The organism is Actinoplanes sp. G11-F43 (genome assembly GCF_050589265.1).
In the GTDB taxonomy this organism is placed as follows: Bacteria; Actinomycetota; Actinomycetes; order Mycobacteriales; family Micromonosporaceae; genus Actinoplanes.
This window is the reverse complement of the sequence record NZ_JBNZCE010000017.1, coordinates 505,854-522,581: the sequence shown is the minus strand read 5'-3', so window position 1 is coordinate 522,581 and position 16,728 is coordinate 505,854. Positions and strand designations below refer to the sequence as shown.

At 71.2% G+C, this 16,728-nt stretch carries 16 protein-coding genes (1 of these 16 cut by a window edge); 14 read left to right on the top strand and 2 right to left on the bottom strand.

All coding sequences use genetic code 11. From position 1 onward, the window contains the following. The first annotated feature begins 7 nt into the window (after nt 1-7). From ACQ0O7_RS21190 to dapB, 9 genes are all read left to right on the top strand, one after another. Entirely contained in the window at nt 8-163 is a 156-nt protein-coding gene (locus ACQ0O7_RS21190) for a hypothetical protein (RefSeq protein WP_430783868.1), read from the top strand. Nucleotides 164-239: 76 nt separating this feature from the next. Then, nucleotides 240-1,556 carry an MATE family efflux transporter gene (locus tag ACQ0O7_RS21185; protein ID WP_430783867.1) on the top strand — a complete coding sequence of 439 codons (1,317 nt, stop codon included), beginning with the start codon at nt 240-242 and terminating at the stop codon, nt 1,554-1,556. Nucleotides 1,557-1,657: 101 nt separating this feature from the next. Beyond that, nucleotides 1,658-2,545: a tRNA pseudouridine(55) synthase TruB gene (truB, locus tag ACQ0O7_RS21180; protein WP_430783866.1), complete on the top strand. Its 888-nt coding sequence runs from the start codon at nt 1,658-1,660 to the stop codon at nt 2,543-2,545. A gap of 458 nt (nt 2,546-3,003) precedes the next feature. After that, entirely contained in the window at nt 3,004-3,930 is a 927-nt protein-coding gene (locus ACQ0O7_RS21175; protein WP_430783865.1) for a bifunctional riboflavin kinase/FAD synthetase, read from the top strand. A gap of 114 nt (nt 3,931-4,044) precedes the next feature. After that, nucleotides 4,045-4,314 carry a 30S ribosomal protein S15 gene (rpsO, locus tag ACQ0O7_RS21170; protein WP_045741481.1) on the top strand — a complete coding sequence of 90 codons (270 nt, stop codon included), beginning with the start codon at nt 4,045-4,047 and terminating at the stop codon, nt 4,312-4,314. A gap of 195 nt (nt 4,315-4,509) precedes the next feature. Then, the gene (locus ACQ0O7_RS21165) at nt 4,510-6,840 is read left to right on the top strand and encodes a polyribonucleotide nucleotidyltransferase (RefSeq protein WP_430783864.1); all 2,331 of its coding nucleotides are present in this window, start codon (nt 4,510-4,512) and stop codon (nt 6,838-6,840) included. Continuing rightward, nucleotides 6,841-8,175: a M16 family metallopeptidase gene (locus ACQ0O7_RS21160; protein WP_430783863.1), complete on the top strand. Its 1,335-nt coding sequence runs from the start codon at nt 6,841-6,843 to the stop codon at nt 8,173-8,175. A gap of 102 nt (nt 8,176-8,277) precedes the next feature. Continuing rightward, complete coding sequence (locus ACQ0O7_RS21155; protein ID WP_430784016.1) at nt 8,278-9,177, top strand: phosphatase PAP2 family protein; 900 nt, start codon at nt 8,278-8,280, stop codon at nt 9,175-9,177. Continuing rightward, nucleotides 9,174-9,926 (top strand): 4-hydroxy-tetrahydrodipicolinate reductase, encoded by a 753-nt coding sequence (gene dapB / locus ACQ0O7_RS21150; RefSeq protein ID WP_430783862.1) that lies wholly within the window; start codon nt 9,174-9,176, stop codon nt 9,924-9,926. The genes ACQ0O7_RS21155 and dapB overlap by 4 nt, the downstream gene beginning before the upstream one ends. A 54-nt stretch (nt 9,927-9,980) precedes the next feature. On the opposite strand, the gene ACQ0O7_RS21145 is transcribed toward dapB, so the two are convergent. After that, nucleotides 9,981-10,535, bottom strand: a complete 555-nt coding sequence (locus ACQ0O7_RS21145) for a GNAT family N-acetyltransferase (protein ID WP_430783861.1) — start codon at nt 10,533-10,535, stop codon at nt 9,981-9,983. Between the two features lie 39 nt (nt 10,536-10,574). Here ACQ0O7_RS21145 and ACQ0O7_RS21140 point away from each other — a divergent pair, with 39 nt between their 5' ends. The 5 genes from ACQ0O7_RS21140 (at nt 10,575) to ACQ0O7_RS21120 (ending at nt 16,617) form a co-directional block, all read left to right on the top strand. Further along, a complete protein-coding gene (locus tag ACQ0O7_RS21140; RefSeq protein ID WP_430783860.1) occupies nt 10,575-11,804 on the top strand; it encodes a winged helix-turn-helix domain-containing protein in 1,230 nt (409 codons plus the stop codon). 5 nt (nt 11,805-11,809) lie between these two features. Then, nucleotides 11,810-12,349: a DUF2752 domain-containing protein gene (locus ACQ0O7_RS21135; protein WP_430783859.1), complete on the top strand. Its 540-nt coding sequence runs from the start codon at nt 11,810-11,812 to the stop codon at nt 12,347-12,349. A 26-nt stretch (nt 12,350-12,375) separates the two neighbouring features. Beyond that, nucleotides 12,376-13,269, top strand: coding sequence for a 4-hydroxy-tetrahydrodipicolinate synthase (gene dapA, locus ACQ0O7_RS21130; RefSeq protein WP_430783858.1), 894 nt, complete (start codon nt 12,376-12,378; stop codon nt 13,267-13,269). Between the two features lie 13 nt (nt 13,270-13,282). Continuing rightward, complete coding sequence (locus tag ACQ0O7_RS21125; protein WP_430783857.1) at nt 13,283-14,971, top strand: ribonuclease J; 1,689 nt, start codon at nt 13,283-13,285, stop codon at nt 14,969-14,971. 116 nt (nt 14,972-15,087) lie between these two features. Beyond that, nucleotides 15,088-16,617 (top strand): S1 family peptidase, encoded by a 1,530-nt coding sequence (locus ACQ0O7_RS21120; protein WP_430783856.1) that lies wholly within the window; start codon nt 15,088-15,090, stop codon nt 16,615-16,617. A gap of 51 nt (nt 16,618-16,668) precedes the next feature. Here the strand turns inward: ACQ0O7_RS21120 and ACQ0O7_RS21115 are convergent, their stop codons facing one another. Next, nucleotides 16,669-16,728, bottom strand: partial view of a YbjN domain-containing protein gene (locus tag ACQ0O7_RS21115; protein ID WP_430783855.1) — the end only. The gene runs 417 nt beyond the window's last position; the window shows 60 of its 477 coding nt (coding positions 418-477); its start codon lies off the right edge, out of view; it ends in the stop codon at nt 16,669-16,671.

Genomic DNA, 16,728 nt, shown 5'->3' with positions numbered 1-16,728 from the left:
CTCTCTGATGACCACCCTCGTGGCCGCTCGCGGCACCGCGCTTCCCGCCGCCTTCACGGCCCGCAAGCCGCCGGCCGCCGCCGAGCCGGCGCCCCGGTCCGCCGACGACGCCGCCGAGCAGGCGCGCCGCGCGCTGCAGACCTCCCTGGACACGCGTCAGTAGCACTACCCGGCCCGCCGTGATGTAAGTGGCGGGCCGCATTGCGCTCATTACCGGCGGGCGGGCATCATGGGCATCCATGAGCCCGCCCGCTGACGCGCGCACCGCGACCGCCCGCCGGATCGCCGGCCTGGCCCTGCCCGCGCTCGTCGTCCTCGCCGCCGAACCGCTCTACGTCCTGGTCGACACCGCGGTCGTCGGACACCTCGGCCCGGTGCCACTGGCCGCCGTCGCCATCGGTGGCACCGTGATGTCGGTGGGCGTCTGGTTCGGCACCCTGATGGCCTACGGCACCACCGGCCGGGCCGCCCGCCACTACGGCGCCGGCGACCGGGCCGCCGCCGTCGCCGAAGGAGTCCAGGCCTCCTGGCTGGCCCTCGGGCTCGGCACCCTGCTCGCCCTGCTCGGCATGATCGCCGCCGGGCCGCTGGCCGGGGTGCTCGCCGGCGACCCGGAAACCGCCGAGGCCGCCGCCGGCTGGCTGCGGATCGCCGTCCTCGGAGCACCCGGCCTGCTGCTCGCCGCGGCCGGCAACGGGTGGATGCGCGGCGTCCAGGACACCCGCCGGCCGCTGTGGATCGTGCTCGGCGCCAACGTGCTCTCCGCCGTGCTGTGCCCGATCCTCGTCTACCCCGCGGGGCTCGGCCTGACCGGCTCGGCGATCGCCAACGTCACCGCGCAGACCCTCGGCGGCCTGCTCTTCCTCGTCATGCTGGTCCGCGAGACCCGTGAGCTGCGGCCGATCCCGTCGATCATCGTCCGGCAGGTGGTGCTCGGCCGCGACCTGCTGATCCGCGGCGCCGCCTTCCAGGCCTGCTTCCTGTCCGCCACCGCGGTGGCCGCCCGCTTCGGCATCGCCGCCGTCGGCGCCCACCAGATCGTGCTGCAACTCTGGTTCTTCGCCGCCCTCGCCCTGGACGCCGTCGCCATCGCCGCGCAGTCCCTGGTCGGGGCCGCCCTCGGGGCCGGGGACACGGAGGAGGCCCGGGACGTGGCCCGCCGGGTCACCCGGGCCGGTGGGGTGGCGGCGGTGGCCTTCGCGCTCGCCGCGGCCGCCGGATCCTCGGTGGTGCCCACCTGGTTCACCCCCGACCCGGCGGTGCACGCCCAGGCGGCGGTGATCTGGCCGTGGTTCGTCGCGCTGCTCCCGGTGGCCGGGGTGGTGTACGCCCTGGACGGGGTGCTGATCGGGGCCGGGGACGTGGCCTATCTCCGTACCCTGACGGTGTTGTCCGCACTGCTCTGCTTCCTGCCGGCGATCTGGCTGGCCTACGCCTTCGACCTGGGTCTGGGCGGGGTGTGGGCGGGGCTGGCGCTGTTCACCCTGGCCCGCTTCGCCGGGCTGACCTGGCGCTGGCGCTCCCCGAAATGGCTGATCGTCGGCGCCACCCGCTGACCGCGTGCCGCACCGGGGCACACCGGGTGAGCGTCTGTGTGCCACGTCGTGGTGTGGGGTGGGGGTCCGAGGGCCGGGCGGTGGGGAAATAGGGTGGGCGGGTGGATACGGATGGGCTGATCGTGGTGGACAAACCGGCCGGGATGACGTCGCACGACGTGGTCGCCCGGATCCGGCGGCTGGCCAGGACCCGGCGGGTCGGGCACGGCGGGACCCTGGACCCGATGGCCACCGGCGTCCTGATCATCGGCGTCAACCGGGCCACCCGGCTGCTGACCTACGTGATCGGGTCGGAGAAGAGCTACCTCGGCACGATCCGGCTCGGTGAGACCACCGTCACCGACGACGCCGAGGGGGACGTGACCGCGACCGTTCCGGCCGGTGCGGTCACCGACGAGGCGATCCGGGCCGGGCTCGCCGCGCAGACCGGTGAGATCGATCAGGTACCCAGCGCGGTCAGCGCCATCAAGATCAAGGGCGAGCGCGCCTACAAGCGGGTCCGCGACGGCGAGACGGTCGAGATCCCGGCCCGGCGGATCACCGTGCACCGCCTGGACGTCCTGGACATCCGGCGGCCCGAGGGCCGGGACGTGATCGACGTGGACGTGGACGTGACCTGTTCGTCGGGCACCTACATCCGGGCGATCGCCCGCGACCTGGGCGCCACTCTGGGTGTCGGTGGTCACCTGACCGCGCTGCGCCGGACCGCTGTCGGCGAGATGGCCCTGGATGCCGCGGCGACCCTGGCCGAGCTGGAGGAACGCGCCCCCGACGTGATCGGTCTGCCGCTGTCCGAGGCGGCCCGGCGGGCGTTCCCGCACCGGACCGCGAGTGAGGACGAGACCCGGATCCTGCGTCACGGCGGCCCGCTCGGGAGTGTCGGGATCGAGGGGCCGTACGCGGTGTTCGATCCGGCCGGCGAGGTGCTCGCCATCGTCAGCGAACGGGAGGGCCGGGCCCGCGCCGAGATCGTCCTGGCCCCGGCCTGAGGCCGTCCACCCTTTCCGGGGCCGGCGGTGCCGGAGGACCCGGGGGCGGGTCAGGCCGACCGCGGCGCCGGCTCGGGGTCCCCGGAGGGCGAAACGGCCGGCGATGCGGAGGACTGGGCGGACGACGGGACAGGCGGCGGAGCGGACTGCGGGGTGGACGGCCAGCCGGGCGGTGGCACCGCGCTGCGCAGCTTGATCGTCAGCGGCGGCCGGTCCGGCCCGGGAGGTGTGGGCGGTTCGGTCTCGGTGGAAGCCGTGGAGTTCCCGGGTGACATGGTGACACCTCGCGATGAGGGGCACGGTCACCCGTACCCGAAAAGGGTTGGCCAAGAAAACCGCGAAAATCACCTTTCATGGTATCGAGGTGGGCCTGATGCGGGGGCCGGACCAGGGCTCATGCCGCGCGGCTGAACGATCGATACGCTAGGACGGATTCTGTCGGCGGAGGAGCGTTTTCGATGCAGCGATGGCGGGGGTTCGACTCGGTCCCGTCGGGGTGGGGCCGATCGGTCGTGACGATCGGCGTCTTCGACGGTGTGCACCGCGGCCACCAGGCGATCATCGGGCATGCCGTGAAACGGGCCCGTGACCTCGATCTTCAGTCGGTGGTGATGACCTTCGACCCGCACCCGGCCGAGGTGGTCCGGCCCGGCTCGCACCCGGCGGTGCTGACCGAGCCGGTGCGCAAGGCGGAGCTGATCGAGGCGCTCGGCGTCGACGCGCTCTGTGTGGTGCCGTTCACGCCGGCGTTCTCCCAGCTGTCGCCGGACGAGTTCGTGCACGACGTGCTGGTGGAGTCGCTGCACACGGCGGCCGTGGTGGTCGGCGACAACTTCCGGTTCGGGCACCGGGCCGCCGGTGACGTGACCATGCTGGAGTCGCTGGGGCGCACCTTCGGCTTCACGGTCGAGGACGCTCCACTGGTCTCCGAGGGTGGGCTGGTCTTCTCTTCGACGTACATCCGCAGTTGTGTCGACGCCGGGGACGTGCGGGCCGCGAGCATCGCGCTGGGCCGTCCGCACCGCCTCTCCGGTGTGGTGGTCCGCGGTGATCAGCGCGGGCGCGAGCTGGGTTTCCCGACCGCCAATCTGATGGCGGACCGCTATGCCGCGGTGCCGGCGGACGGCATCTACGCGGCCTGGTTCACCGGTGCGGACGGGGTCCGGCGCGCGTCGAGCGTTTCGATCGGCACCAATCCGACTTTCTCCGGGACCGAGCGGCGCATCGAAGCCTATGTGCTCGATTTCGACGGTGATCTGTACGGCGAGCGGGTGAGCCTCGATTTCGCCGGTCATCTGCGTGAGCAGCGGACATACGACGCCATCGAACCGTTGATCGCGCAGATCCGGGCCGACGTCGAAGAGACCAGGATGTTGCTGGGCTGACCCCCTGGTAGGGTTGATTCGTCGTTGGGATATCCGACACCGGTCCCGCCTGCCTGCCCGACGCCGCGGGTCGCGGGGTAACCGTGCAATCGGCAACACAGAATTCCGGAGAACATGGCGCTCGATCAAGAGACCAAGAACAAGATCATGGGCGAGTACGCGACCAAGGACGGCGACACCGGTTCGCCCGAGGTTCAGGTCGCGATGCTCACCAAGCGGATCGCCGACCTGACCGAGCACCTCAAGGTGCACAAGCACGACCACCACAGCCGTCGTGGCCTGCTGCTGCTGGTCGGTCAGCGCCGCCGCCTGCTGAACTACGTTCAGAAGAAGGACATCGCGCGTTACCGGACGCTCATCGAGCGCCTCGGCCTGCGCCGATAGTTTGACTCCCGGGGGAGTGGAGAACTCCCCCGGGAAGCACCATTGACACCCCACGGACCCGCGCGGATCACACCCGTCAGCACCGGTCCTCGGTAGTGGTTCCCAGGCAGGACTCCTGGGCACTTCGATCGAAGACCGGCTCGACTGAAACGCGCTGTTGACCGCCGGGTCCTCGACGAAGGAGTACCGCACTTCATGACAGAGCAGAACAACGCTCTCGGTAACGAATCCCGCACGGCCGTCATCGACAACGGCACGTTCGGCACCCGGGAGATCGTGTTCTCCACCGGCCGCCTCGCCCAGCAGGCCGCCGGTTCGGTGATCGTCCAGCTCGGCGACACCACCGTCCTCTCCGCGACGACCGCCAGCAAGCAGCCGAAGGACCACTTCGACTTCTTCCCGCTGACCGTCGACGTCGAGGAGCGGATGTACGCCGCGGGCCGCATCCCCGGCTCGTTCTTCCGGCGTGAGGGCCGTCCGTCCGAGGACGCCATCCTCACCTGCCGCCTGATCGACCGGCCGCTGCGCCCGTCGTTCACCAAGGGCCTGCGCAACGAGGTCCAGGTCGTCGAGACCGTCCTCGCGCTCGACCCGTCGCACCCGTACGACGTCGTGGCCATGAACGCCGCCTCGATGTCGACCAAGCTCTCCGGCCTGCCGTTCAGCGGCCCGGTCGGCTCGACCCGCGTCGCGCACGTCGAGGGCCAGTGGATCGCGTTCCCGACCCTGGAGGAGCTGGAGCGCGCCACCTTCGACATGGTCGTCGCCGGCCGCGTCACCGCCGAGGGCGACGTCGCGATCATGATGGTCGAGGCCGAGGCCACCCCGCACGCGATCAAGCTGATCTCGGCCGGCGCCACCGCGCCCACCGAGGAGGTCGTCGCGAGCGGTCTGGAGGCCGCCAAGCCGGCCATCCGCGAGCTGTGCCGCGCGCAGAGCGAGCTGGCCGAGATCGCCGCGAAGCCGGTCGCCGACTTCCCGGTCTTCCTGGACTACCAGGACGACGTCTACTCCGCCGTCTCCGACGCGGTCCGCGCCGAGGTCGCCGAGGCGCTGAAGATCGCCGGCAAGCAGGAGCGCGAGGAGTCCCTCGACCTGGTCAAGGCGAAGGCGCACGAGCTGCTCGACGCTCAGTTCGAGGGCCGCGAGAAGGAGATCAGCGCGGCGTTCCGCTCGGTCACCAAGTCCGAGGTCCGGCAGCGCGTGCTGCGCGAGCAGGTCCGCATCGACGGCCGTGGCCCGCGTGACATCCGCCCGCTGACCGCGCAGGTCGGGGTGCTGCCCCGGGTGCACGGTTCGGCCCTGTTCGAGCGCGGCGAGACCCAGATCCTGGGTGTCACCACGCTGAACATGCTGCGCCTGGAGCAGTCGCTGGACACTCTCGCCCCCGAGAAGACCAAGCGCTACATGCACAACTACAACTTCCCGCCGTACTCGACCGGTGAGACCGGCCGGGTCGGTTCGCCGAAGCGCCGCGAGATCGGTCACGGCGCGCTGGCCGAGCGGGCCCTGGTGCCGGTGCTGCCGTCGCGCGAGGAGTTCCCGTACGCGATCCGTCAGGTCTCCGAGGCCCTCGGCTCGAACGGCTCCACCTCGATGGGTTCGGTCTGCGCCTCGACGCTGGCCCTGCTCAGCGCCGGTGTGCCGCTGAAGGCGCCGGTCGCCGGCATCGCCATGGGCCTGATCTCGGACGAGGTCGACGGCAAGACCGAGTACGTCGCGCTGACCGACATCCTGGGCGCCGAGGACGCGTTCGGTGACATGGACTTCAAGGTCGCCGGCACCAGCGAGTTCGTCACCGCCCTGCAGCTGGACACCAAGCTCGACGGCATCCCGTCGGACGTGCTGGCCGGCGCGCTGTCGCAGGCGCACGAGGCCCGCGCCACGATCCTCGCGGTGATGACCGCGGCGATCGAGGCCCCGGCCGAGATGAGCGAGTACGCCCCGCGCGTCACCAGCGTGAAGATCCCGGTCGACAAGATCGGCATGGTGATCGGCCCGAAGGGTCAGACCATCAACGCGATCCAGGACGAGACCGGCGCCGACATCTCGATCGAGGACGACGGCACGATCTACGTCGGCGCGACCAACGGCCCGGCCGCCGAGGCCGCGGTCGAGCGGATCAACGCGATCGCCAACCCGACGCTGCCGAAGGTCGGCGACAAGTTCCTCGGCACCGTGGTGAAGACCGCCGCGTTCGGCGCCTTCATCTCGCTGCTGCCCGGCCGCGACGGTCTGCTGCACATCTCCAAGGTGGGCGACGGCAAGCGGGTCGAGAAGGTCGAGGACTTCCTCAACGTCGGCGACAAGGTCGAGGTCCAGATCGCGGACATCGACCAGCGCGGCAAGATCTACCTGGACAAGGTCCGGCCCGAGGGTGAGGAGGCCCCGGCGGCCGCCGCCCCGGCCGCCGCGTCCGGTGAGGGCAAGCCGGAGCGGGCGCCGCGTGAGCCCCGCGAGGGTGGCGGCGAGCCCCGCCGCCGGTCGCGCCCGTCCGGCGGTGACCGTGGAGAGCGTCGCGAGTAAGTGACAGCCACCAGCGAGAACGGGCCGGCCGGAAGGCCGGCCCGTGTCGTCACCAAGACTCTGCAGGACGGTGTGAAGAAGACCGTCCTGCCGTCCGGGTTGCGCATCGTCACCGAGGCGATCCCGACCACCCGCAGCGCCGCTCTGGGCATCTGGGTGGGGATCGGTTCCCGGGACGAGACGCCGTCGCTGCACGGCGCCTCGCACTTCCTGGAGCATCTGCTCTTCAAGGGCACCCACAAGCGCACCGCGCTGCAGATCTCCTCGGAGATCGAGGCGGTCGGCGGCGAGACCAACGCCTTCACCACGAAGGAGTACACCTGCTACTACGCGCGGGTGCTCGACGCTGACCTGCCGCTGGCGGTGGACGTGCTGGTGGACGCGGTGGCCGACTCGATCCTGGAGCCGGCCGACGTGGAGACCGAGCGTGGCGTGATCCTGGAGGAGATCGCCATGCACGAGGACGAGCCCGGTGACGAGGTGCACGACGTCTTCGCCGAGGCGATCTTCGGCGACCACCCGCTCGGGCGGCTGATCTCCGGCACCCCGGAGTCGATCACCCCGATGACCCGGGACCAGATCCACCGGTTCTACCGGCGCCACTACACGGCGCCGGAGGTGGTGATCGCCGCGGCCGGCAACCTCGATCACGCGACGGTGGTCCGGATGGTCCGTAAGGCCCTGGCCGGCACCCCGCTGGACACCGGGCCGGCGGAGAGCGCCACGCCGCGGCCGGGCACCAGGCGGGTACGCGCCCGCAAGGCCCACGACGTCGTCCTGCACCGGGACACCGAGCAGGCGCACATCGTGCTGGGCGGGGTGGGCATCGGCCGGCACGACGAGCGGCGGTTCGCGCTCGGTGTGCTCAACAACGTGCTCGGCGGCGGCATGTCGTCCCGGCTGTTCCAGGAGATCCGGGAGAAGCGCGGTCTGGCGTACTCGGTCTACTCCTACGCCAGCCACTACGCCGACAGCGGCCTGGTCGGCGTGTACGCCGGTTGTGCCCCGGCCAAGTCCCGGGAGGTGCTCGACCTGATCCGGGTGGAGCTGGCCCGGGTGGCGGCCGACGGGATCACCGCCGAGGAGCTGGTCCGGGGCAAGGGCATGGCCAAGGGGTCGTACGTGCTGGGCCTGGAGGACTCCGGTTCGCGGATGAGCCGGCTGGCCAAGTCGGAGCTGCTGCACGGCGACCTGATGAGTGTCGACGAGCTGCTGGCCCGGGTGGACGCGGTGACCGTGGACGAGGTGAACGCGGTGGCCGCCGACCTGTTCGCGCGGCCGCTGTCGCTGGCCGTGGTGGGGCCCTTCGATGAGGATGAATTACCCTCCTGGTAACCCCTGGTCCTACTCTTGTTCCCCGTGACGACACTGGAGACACCGCCCGAGACCAGCCCGAGCTCGCCGCCACCGGATCTCCGGCGCCGGCGGATCATCGGGATGCTGATCTGGGCGGTGCTCTTCGCCGTCGGGGTCCATTTCGTCGGCGTGCCGACGAGTGATCCGCTGATCGCGTTCGGCTGGCTGTGGCTGGCCACCATCGCCTGGCGCAACCACGAGCCGTGGCGCACCCATCTGCGCTTCCTGCGCGACTGGTTGCCGATCTGCCTGCTCCTGGTCCTCTACAACGTGTCCCGGGGCTACGCGGACAAGTTCTTCGCCCCGCACGTCACCGAGCTGATCGCCTTCGACAAGTGGGCCTTCGGCTGGCTCACCGACGGCCTCACCCCGACCCAGTGGCTGCAGGAGCAGCTGTGGCAGCCGGGTGTGGTGCAGTGGTGGGAGGTGACCGTCTCGATCGTCTACTTCTCGCACTTCCTGACCATGCCGACGATCGCGGTGATCCTGTGGATGCGGTCCCGGCACCAGTGGGCCCGGTTCATGCGCCGCTGGTTCCTGCTCTGCCTGTTCGGGCTGATCACCTACTTCCTCTACCCGGCCGCGCCGCCGTGGTGGGCGGCCCTGCCGGAGCACGGTTCGCTGGTCGTGGCGGAGCGGATCTCCACCAACGGCTGGACCGCGATCGGCCTGCACGGCGCCGGCAACACCCTGAACGCGCTGCAGGTGGAGGCGTCCAACCCGGTGGCCGCGATGCCGTCGTTGCACACCGCGTTCGCCTTCATGTCGGTGGTGTTCTTCCTGCCGGTGGTGAAGAAGTGGCTGTGGCCGGTGCTGTTCGCCTACCCGCTGTCGATGACCTTCACCCTGGTCTACACGGCCGAGCACTGGGTGATCGACGTGCTGGTCGGATGGGCGTACGTCGGGGTGGTCTTCCTGGTGGTGGGGCTCGGTGAGCGCTGGTGGGAGCGGCGCTCGGGGTACGTTAAGTTGACGGAGTGACTGAAAACCTTCGTGTCGGTGTTCTCGGCGCCCGGGGCCGGATGGGCCTCGAGGTGTGCAAAGCGGTCGATGCCGCCGACGACCTCACTCTGGTCTCGATGATCGATCAGGGTGAGGAGCTGTTCCAGGCCTCCTCGGCCGGCGCCCAGGTGCTCGTCGACTTCACCAACCCCGACGTGGTGATGGACAACCTGAAATGGGCCGTCGGGCAGGGCATCAGCGTGGTCGTCGGCACGTCCGGCTTCTCCGATGAGCGGCTGGCGACGGTGCGCGGCTGGCTGGCGGCCGAACCTGAGGTCGGGGTGCTGATCGCGCCCAACTTCGGCATCGGCGCGGTGCTGATGATGCAGTTCGCCGCCCGGGCGGCCCGCTTCTTCGAGTCGGTCGAGATCATCGAGCAGCACCACCCGCGCAAGCTGGACGCGCCGAGCGGCACCGCGGTGCACACCGCCCGGGTGATCGCCGAGGCGCGGGCCGAGGCGGGCCTCGGCCCGATGCCGGACGCCACCAAGGAGGAGCAGCTCGGCGCCCGGGGCACCGACGCCGACGGGGTCCGGATCCACTCGATCCGGGCGTCCGGCCTGGTCGCGCACCAGGAGGTGCTGTTCGGCACCACCGGTGAGACGCTGACCATCCGGCACGACTCGCTGGACCGGTCCTCGTTCATGCCGGGCGTGCTGCTCGCGGTGCGTGCCGTCCGGCAGCGTCCGGGCCTGACCATCGGCCTGGACCCGCTGCTGGCGGACTGACCCCTGTTCCGTGGTCCTTTCCGGTGCGGATCGCACCGGAAAGGACCACACGGATCAGATGGCGACGTGCAGCCGGACCTGAGGGACGAGTAGATCGTCGACGTCCAGGGCCCGGCCCGCGCCGTCCGGCTCCCAGCCGGTCGAGCCGAGGAACGCCTTCATCGCGGTGTCCGCGTCGTAGACCCAGGCCACCGCGGTCCGGAACCCGTCGTCACGCCAGTTGTCCACGGCCGCCGCCAGCAGGCGGCTGCCGTGCCCGCGACGACCCCAGCGCGGTTCGATGAGAAGGTCGGTGACGGCCGCGACGTCGTCGCCGAGCGGTTTCTCCTCGGGAGCCAGGGCCTGCTCGTCGGCCGGGCCGGACCCGGCGAACCCGACCACGGTCGACACCGTCTCACCCTGCTCGACCGCGATCAGCACGCGGTGCCGCGGCGAGGGTGGCGCGCCGATCGCCTCGGCCCATCCCCGGGCCAGATACTCCTCGTCCAGGTTGGCGAGCACGTGCGGCGGGAACATCCGCCGATACGCCGTACGCCACGTGGAGAGCTGGATGCGTGCGATCTCCGCGGCGTCCTCGGGACGGGCGGGACGGACGAAGCCGAGTGCCATGGCGGCAACTTTGTCACACCCGGAGTTTAGGCTGCCCCGGTGGCCGTGCCCGAATCTCTCTCCGTCGCCCAGGCCCGCCGGATCACCCTGGCGGCCCAGGGCTTCACCGATCCCCGGCCCGGTGGCGCCACCGATCTGCGTCACCTGCGCCGGGTGCTGCGCCGTCTGCATCTGATCCAGATGGACTCGGTCAACGTGTTGCAGCGCGCCCACTTCATGCCGCTCTACAGCCGTCTCGGGCCGTACCCCGCGGGTCTGCTGGAGCGGGCGGCCTACCGGCGGCCCCGTGAGCTGTTCGAGTTCTGGGGTCACGAGGCGTCGCTGATCCGCACCGACCTGCAGCCGCTGTTCCGCTGGCGGATGGCGCGGGCGCACGAGCTGGCCTGGGGTGGCATGCGGCGGATCGCGGTGGAGCAGCCCGAGCTGGTCGCCTGGGTGCTCGGCGAGGTGCGCGAGCGCGGCCCGATCACCGCCGCCGAGATCGAGCACGACGCCCCGCGCGCCAAGGACCACTGGGGGTGGAACTGGTCGGTGGTCAAGCAGGCGCTGGAGTGGCTCTTCTACTCCGGGCAGGTGACCGCCGCCGAGCGGACCACCTCGTTCGCCAGGCGCTACGACCTGCCCGAGCGGGTGCTGCCGCCGGCGGTGCTGGAGGCGCCCACCCCGGAGCCGGCCGAGGCGTTCCGCACCCTGGTGGAGTTGTCCGCCCGGGCGCTCGGGGTGGCCGCCGAGGCCGAGCTGCGTGACTATTTCCGGTTGCCGCTGCAGCCGTGCCGGCAGGCGATCGCCGAGCTGGCCGAGGCCGGGGTGCTGCGGCCGGTGACGGTTCCCGGGTGGCGGGGCGCCTGGCTGCACCACGAGGCCCGGCTGCCGCGCCGGGTGGCCGGGTCGACGCTGGTCAGCCCGTTCGACCCGCTGATCTGGGAGCGGGCGCGCACCGAGCGGCTGTTCGGGATGACCTACCGGATCGAGATCTACGTGCCCCGGCCCCAGCGGCTGTACGGCTATTACGTGCTCCCGTTCCTGCAGGGTGACCGGTTCACCGCCCGGGTCGACCTCAAGGCCGATCGGCGGACCGGCGAGTTGCTGATCCCGGCCGCGTGGCTGGAGCCGGGGGCCGATCCGGACGAGACCGCCGCCGCCCTGGCCGCCGAGTTGTGGCGGCTGGCCGGCTGGCTCGGCCTGTCCGCGGTGGCGGCGCCGGAGCGGGGTGACCTCGTGGGCGCCCTGACGAGCGCGCTGTCCGAGAGCCCCGCGGGTGTACCGTGACGGCCATGAGTGCCGTCCAGCTGCCCCCCTGGCTGGCCGATCAGCCGATCCAGGGCCCGCCGGTGCCGCCGGAGTGGTTCCACCATCCGCGTCCCCAGCCCGACCGGCTGACGCGTTTCGTCAACCGGCTGTCCGCCCGGTCCCCGATCTGGCTCGCCCCGCTGGCGCTGCTGACCTGCGCCGGGGCCGCGGTCGGCTACACCCTGGCCACCGATCCGGCCGGGGCCGGGGCCGGCGACCCGCCGTCCTGCCTGCTGAAATATCTGACCGGCTTCGTCTGCCCGGGTTGCGGCGGCACCCGGGCGGCGTGGTTCCTGCTGCACGGCGACCTGACCGCGGCGGCCCGGCATCACGTGGTGTTCGTCTTCGCGGTGCCGTTCCTCATCTATCTCTACGTGGCCTGGGCCGGGCGCAAGGTGTTCGGCCTGCGGTTGCCGGAGCTGTCGATCAGTCCGGCCGCCATGATCACATTCATGGCGGTCTGGGGTGTCTGGAGCATCCTGCGTAACCTCCCGTGGGCGCCGTTCACCGCTTTCTACGTGTGACACGGGCGTCCGATAGGTTGTCAGGTATGACGCACGACCCGCGGCCCTTCGGACGGCTGCTGACCGCCATGGTGACCCCGTTCACCCCGGACGGTTCCCTGGACCTGGAGGGCGCCGCCCGGCTGGCCGCCCACCTGGTCGACGAGCAGCGCAACGACGCCCTCGTGATCAGCGGCACCACCGGAGAGTCCCCGACCACCACCGACGCGGAGAAGGAGCGACTGCTCCGCGTCGTGATCGACGCCGTGGGGGACCGTGCGCAGGTGATCGCGGGTGTGGGGACCAACAACACCGCGCACACCATCGAGCTGGCCCACACCGCGGAGAAAGCCGGCGCACACGGCCTGCTGGTTGTGACGCCGTATTACAACAAGCCCCCGCAGGCCGGCGTGGAGCGGCACTTCCGTGAGGTCGCCGACGCCTCCGGGCTGCCGATCATGGTCTATGACATCCCGCACCGGGCCGGCACGGCGATCGCCACCGACACCATGTGCCGGATCGCCGAGCACGAGCGGGTGGTCGCGGTCAAGGACGCCAAGGGCGACCTGATCGCCAGCTCGCAGGTGCTGGCCCGGACCGATCTGGCCTACTACTCCGGCGACGACGGCGCGACCCTGCCGCTGCTGTCCATCGGCGGCGTCGGGCTGGTCGGCACCTCGACGCACTTCACCGGTGTGCTGGTGCAGGAGATGATCGAGGCATTCGAACGCGGCGACGTCGCCACCGCGCTGGCCCGGCACCGGCAGGCGATGCCGCTCTTCACCGGGATCTTCCGGTCCCCCGGGACGATGCTGGTGAAGGCCGGGCTGACCGCGCTCGGCCTGCCCGCGGGCCCGGTGCGGTCGCCGCTCGTCGACGCCGGGGAAGAAGAGTTGAACCAACTGCGCCAGGACGCCGCCGCGGCCGGCATCGTGCTCTGACAGGAAGAGGCGAATGACTAACGCTCACATGGAGCTGGGTCCGCCGCCGCCGCTGCCGGAGGGCGCCCTGCGCGTCATCCCGCTCGGTGGGCTCGGCGCCATCGGCCGCAACATGACGGTCTTCGAGTACGACGGCAAGCTGCTGGTGGTCGACTGCGGGGTGCTCTTCCCCGACGTCGAGCAGCCCGGTGTCGACCTGATCCTGCCCGACTTCGCGCCGATCCTGGACCGGCTGGAGGACGTGCAGGCGATCGTGCTGACCCACGGGCACGAGGACCACATCGGCGCGGTGCCCTACCTGCTGGCCCACAAGCCGGACATCCCGCTGGTCGGCTCGGAGTTCACGCTGGCCCTGGTCGAGGCGAAACTGGCCGAGCGCCGGCTGGACCCGTACACCCTGACCGTCCGCGAGGGCGGTGTGGAGCGGCTCGGCCCGTTCGAGTGCGAGTTCTTCGCGGTGAACCACTCGATCCCGGACGCGCTGGCGGTCGCCATCCGGACCCCGGCGGGTCTGGTGCTGCACACCGGCGACTTCAAGATGGACCAGGTGCCGCTGGACGGCCGGATCACCGACCTGGCCGGGTTCGCCCGGCTCGGCGCCGAGGGTGTCGACCTGCTGCTGTCCGACTCGACGAACGCCGAGGTCCCCGGGTTCGTCACGCCGGAGCGCGACATCGGCCCGGTGCTCAGCTCGATCTTCGGCAAGGCGAAGGGCCGGATCATCGTGGCCAGCTTCGCCTCGCACGTGCACCGGGTGCAGCAGGTGATGGACTCGGCCTGGGAGTTCGACCGCAAGGTCGCCCTGATCGGCCGGTCCATGGTCCGCAACATGGGCATCGCCCGTGATCTGGGCCTGCTGCGCATCCCGGACGGCCTGCTGGTCAGCCTGGACGAGGCGGCCCGGATGCCGCAGGACGAGATCGTCTTCATGTCCACCGGTTCGCAGGGCGAGCCGATGAGCGCCCTGGGCCGGATGTCGACCGGCGACCACCGGCACATCACCATCACCTCCGGCGACACGGTGGTGCTGGCCAGTTCGCTGGTGCCGGGCAACGAGACCTCGGTGTACCGGGTGATCAACCAGCTGTCCCGGGCCGGCGCCACGGTGGTGCACAAGGAGACGGCGAAGGTGCACGTCTCCGGGCACGCCCCGGCCGGCGAGCTGCGTTACCTGCTGAATGTGACGCGCCCCAGCAACCTGATGCCGGTGCACGGCGAGTGGCGGCATCTGCGCGCCCACGCCCAGCTCGGCATCGAGACCGGTGTCGCGCCGGACCGGGTGGTGCTCTGCGAGGACGGCGACGTGGTCGATCTGGTCGAGGGCCACGCCCGCGTGGTCGGCCGGGTCAAGAGCCGCTACGTCTACGTGGACGGCCTGGCCGTCGGTGACGTCAGCGAGTCGCTGCTGACCGAGCGCCGGATCCTCGGTGACGGCGGGTTCATCGCGGCGACGGTGGTCATCGACTCGGTCACCGGAAAGGTGGTCGGCGAGCCCAGCGTCTCGGCGAAGGGTTTCTCCGAGGACCCGGACGCCTTCAACCCGGTCATCCCGCTGCTGACCGCGGCCCTGCACCGCTCGGCCGAGGACGGCATCACCGACACCCACCAGCTGCAACAGGTGGTGCGCCGCACGGTCGGGCGCTGGGTGAACGACGCCTATCGGCGGCGGCCGATGATCGTGCCGACGGTCGTCGAGGTCTGAGAGAACCTGTGAATCCATAAGGATCACGGTCGGCTTTCAACCATCTTCGGCCGGGCTGCGTACTCCCAGGCACCGGTGCCGCCCCCACGGCACCCGTGGCGGAGGGAGTTCACCAGATGGAGCGCAGATCGATCGCCGTAGTGACGGCGGTTGTGGTGGCGGCGGGTGCGGCGGCGGTCGCCTTCACCCTGCCGTCGTCGGCCGACACGGAGCGGAAGCCGAGCGGTACGCGTGTCGCGAGTGATCCGGGGGGTCTGTCCCCGGATCTGCTCGCGGCGATGAAGCGTGATCTCGGTCTCAGCGGCGATCAGGCTGCGGCCCGGCTGGCCCGCTCGCAGTGGGCCGGTGGCGTCTCGGCGACCCTGGCCGCGCAGACCGGCGAGAGCTTCGGCGGAGCCTGGCTGGCCGAGGACGGCAACACGCTCAAGGTCGCCGTGACCGACTCCGGGTCGGCGTCCGCGGTCAAGGCCGCCGGTGCCGTTCCGGTGCTGGTCAAGCGGAGCGAGGCGGACCTCGACGAGCTGAAGACCAAACTGGACGCGGGACTGGCCAAGGCCTCCGGCGTGACCGGCTGGTACGTCGACGTGGCCACCAACAAGGTGGTGCTGGTCGCCAAGCCGGGCGCGAAGTCGCAGGCGCTCACGCTCGCCAAGCGGGCCGGGGTGAACACCGGCGCGGTCACCGTGAAGGTGAGTGCCGCCCAGCCCAAGCCGCTGATCGACATCCGCGGCGCGGACCCGTACTTCATCGACATCGGCGGCGGCCAAGCCCGCTGCTCCATCGGTTTTTCGGTGGAGGGCGGCTTCGTGACCGCCGGCCACTGCGGCGAGGAGGGCACCGCCACCACCGACCCGGACGGGGTGGCGCAGGGCACCGTCGAGCTGTCCGTCTTCCCGGGCACCGCCGACATGGGCTTCGTCGCGACGAACGACAACTTCACCCCGACCGCCACCGTGGTCAACGACATCAACGGCGACGTGCTGCCGGTGGGCGGCAACACCGAGGCCCCGGTCGGCGCGGCGGTCTGCCGGTCCGGTTCCACCACCGGCACGTTCTGCGGCACGATCCTGGCGAAGAACCAGACGGTCCGCTACCCGGAGGGCGCGGTCACCGGCCTGACCCGTACCGACGTCTGCGCCGAGGGCGGCGACTCCGGCGGCCCGTGGCTCTCCGGCGACCAGGCTCAGGGTGTGACCTCGGGTGGTTCCGGTGACTGCACGGTCGGCGGCGAGACCTTCTTCCAGCCGCTCAACGAGATCCTGGCGGCGGGCGACCTGACCCTGGTCACCACCGAGGGCTCGGCCGCGCCGCCGGCCGGGGAGGGCGGCAACGAGACCGCCTCCTGCGACGCCCAGCCGATCCAGCGTGACGGCACCATCAACCGGGCCGGCCAGGCCCAGGCGCAGCCGAACGGTGGGGCCTACCGGGCCCGCGCCGGCACCCACACCGCCTGCCTGGAGGCCCCGGACGGCTTCGACCTGGTGCTGCAGCGGGCGAACAACAACGGTCAGTTCCGCACCGTGGCCACCGGCACCGGGGACGGCGTCAAGACGCTCTCCTTCACCGGCCGCACCGGCACCTACCGCTACGTGGTCGTGGCCACCTCCGGCACCGGCGCGTACAACCTGGGCTTCAACGTCCAGTAATCGCCGACCGGGCGGGCCGGGCCGGGTGTGGAAGCCACCCGGTCCGGCCCGTCACCGGGTCACGGACATCCTCAGCCCGGCCGGGAATCCGTGGGCCGGCATGATCGGGGT

Excerpts from the sequence above, each read along its gene's own strand:
- ACQ0O7_RS21190 (WP_430783868.1), top strand. The coding sequence starts at position 8 with ATGACCACCCTCGTGGCCGCTCGCGGCACCGCGCTTCCCGCCGCCTTC.
- ACQ0O7_RS21185 (WP_430783867.1), top strand. The coding sequence starts at position 240 with ATGAGCCCGCCCGCTGACGCGCGCACCGCGACCGCCCGCCGGATCGCC.
- ACQ0O7_RS21175 (WP_430783865.1), top strand. The coding sequence starts at position 3,004 with ATGCAGCGATGGCGGGGGTTCGACTCGGTCCCGTCGGGGTGGGGCCGA.
- rpsO (WP_045741481.1), top strand. The coding sequence starts at position 4,045 with ATGGCGCTCGATCAAGAGACCAAGAACAAGATCATGGGCGAGTACGCG.
- ACQ0O7_RS21165 (WP_430783864.1), top strand. The coding sequence starts at position 4,510 with ATGACAGAGCAGAACAACGCTCTCGGTAACGAATCCCGCACGGCCGTC.
- ACQ0O7_RS21155 (WP_430784016.1), top strand. The coding sequence starts at position 8,278 with ATGCTGATCTGGGCGGTGCTCTTCGCCGTCGGGGTCCATTTCGTCGGC.
- ACQ0O7_RS21145 (WP_430783861.1), bottom strand. The coding sequence starts at position 10,535 with ATGGCACTCGGCTTCGTCCGTCCCGCCCGTCCCGAGGACGCCGCGGAG.
- ACQ0O7_RS21135 (WP_430783859.1), top strand. The coding sequence starts at position 11,810 with ATGAGTGCCGTCCAGCTGCCCCCCTGGCTGGCCGATCAGCCGATCCAG.
- dapA (WP_430783858.1), top strand. The coding sequence starts at position 12,376 with ATGACGCACGACCCGCGGCCCTTCGGACGGCTGCTGACCGCCATGGTG.
- ACQ0O7_RS21125 (WP_430783857.1), top strand. The coding sequence starts at position 13,283 with ATGACTAACGCTCACATGGAGCTGGGTCCGCCGCCGCCGCTGCCGGAG.
- ACQ0O7_RS21120 (WP_430783856.1), top strand. The coding sequence starts at position 15,088 with ATGGAGCGCAGATCGATCGCCGTAGTGACGGCGGTTGTGGTGGCGGCG.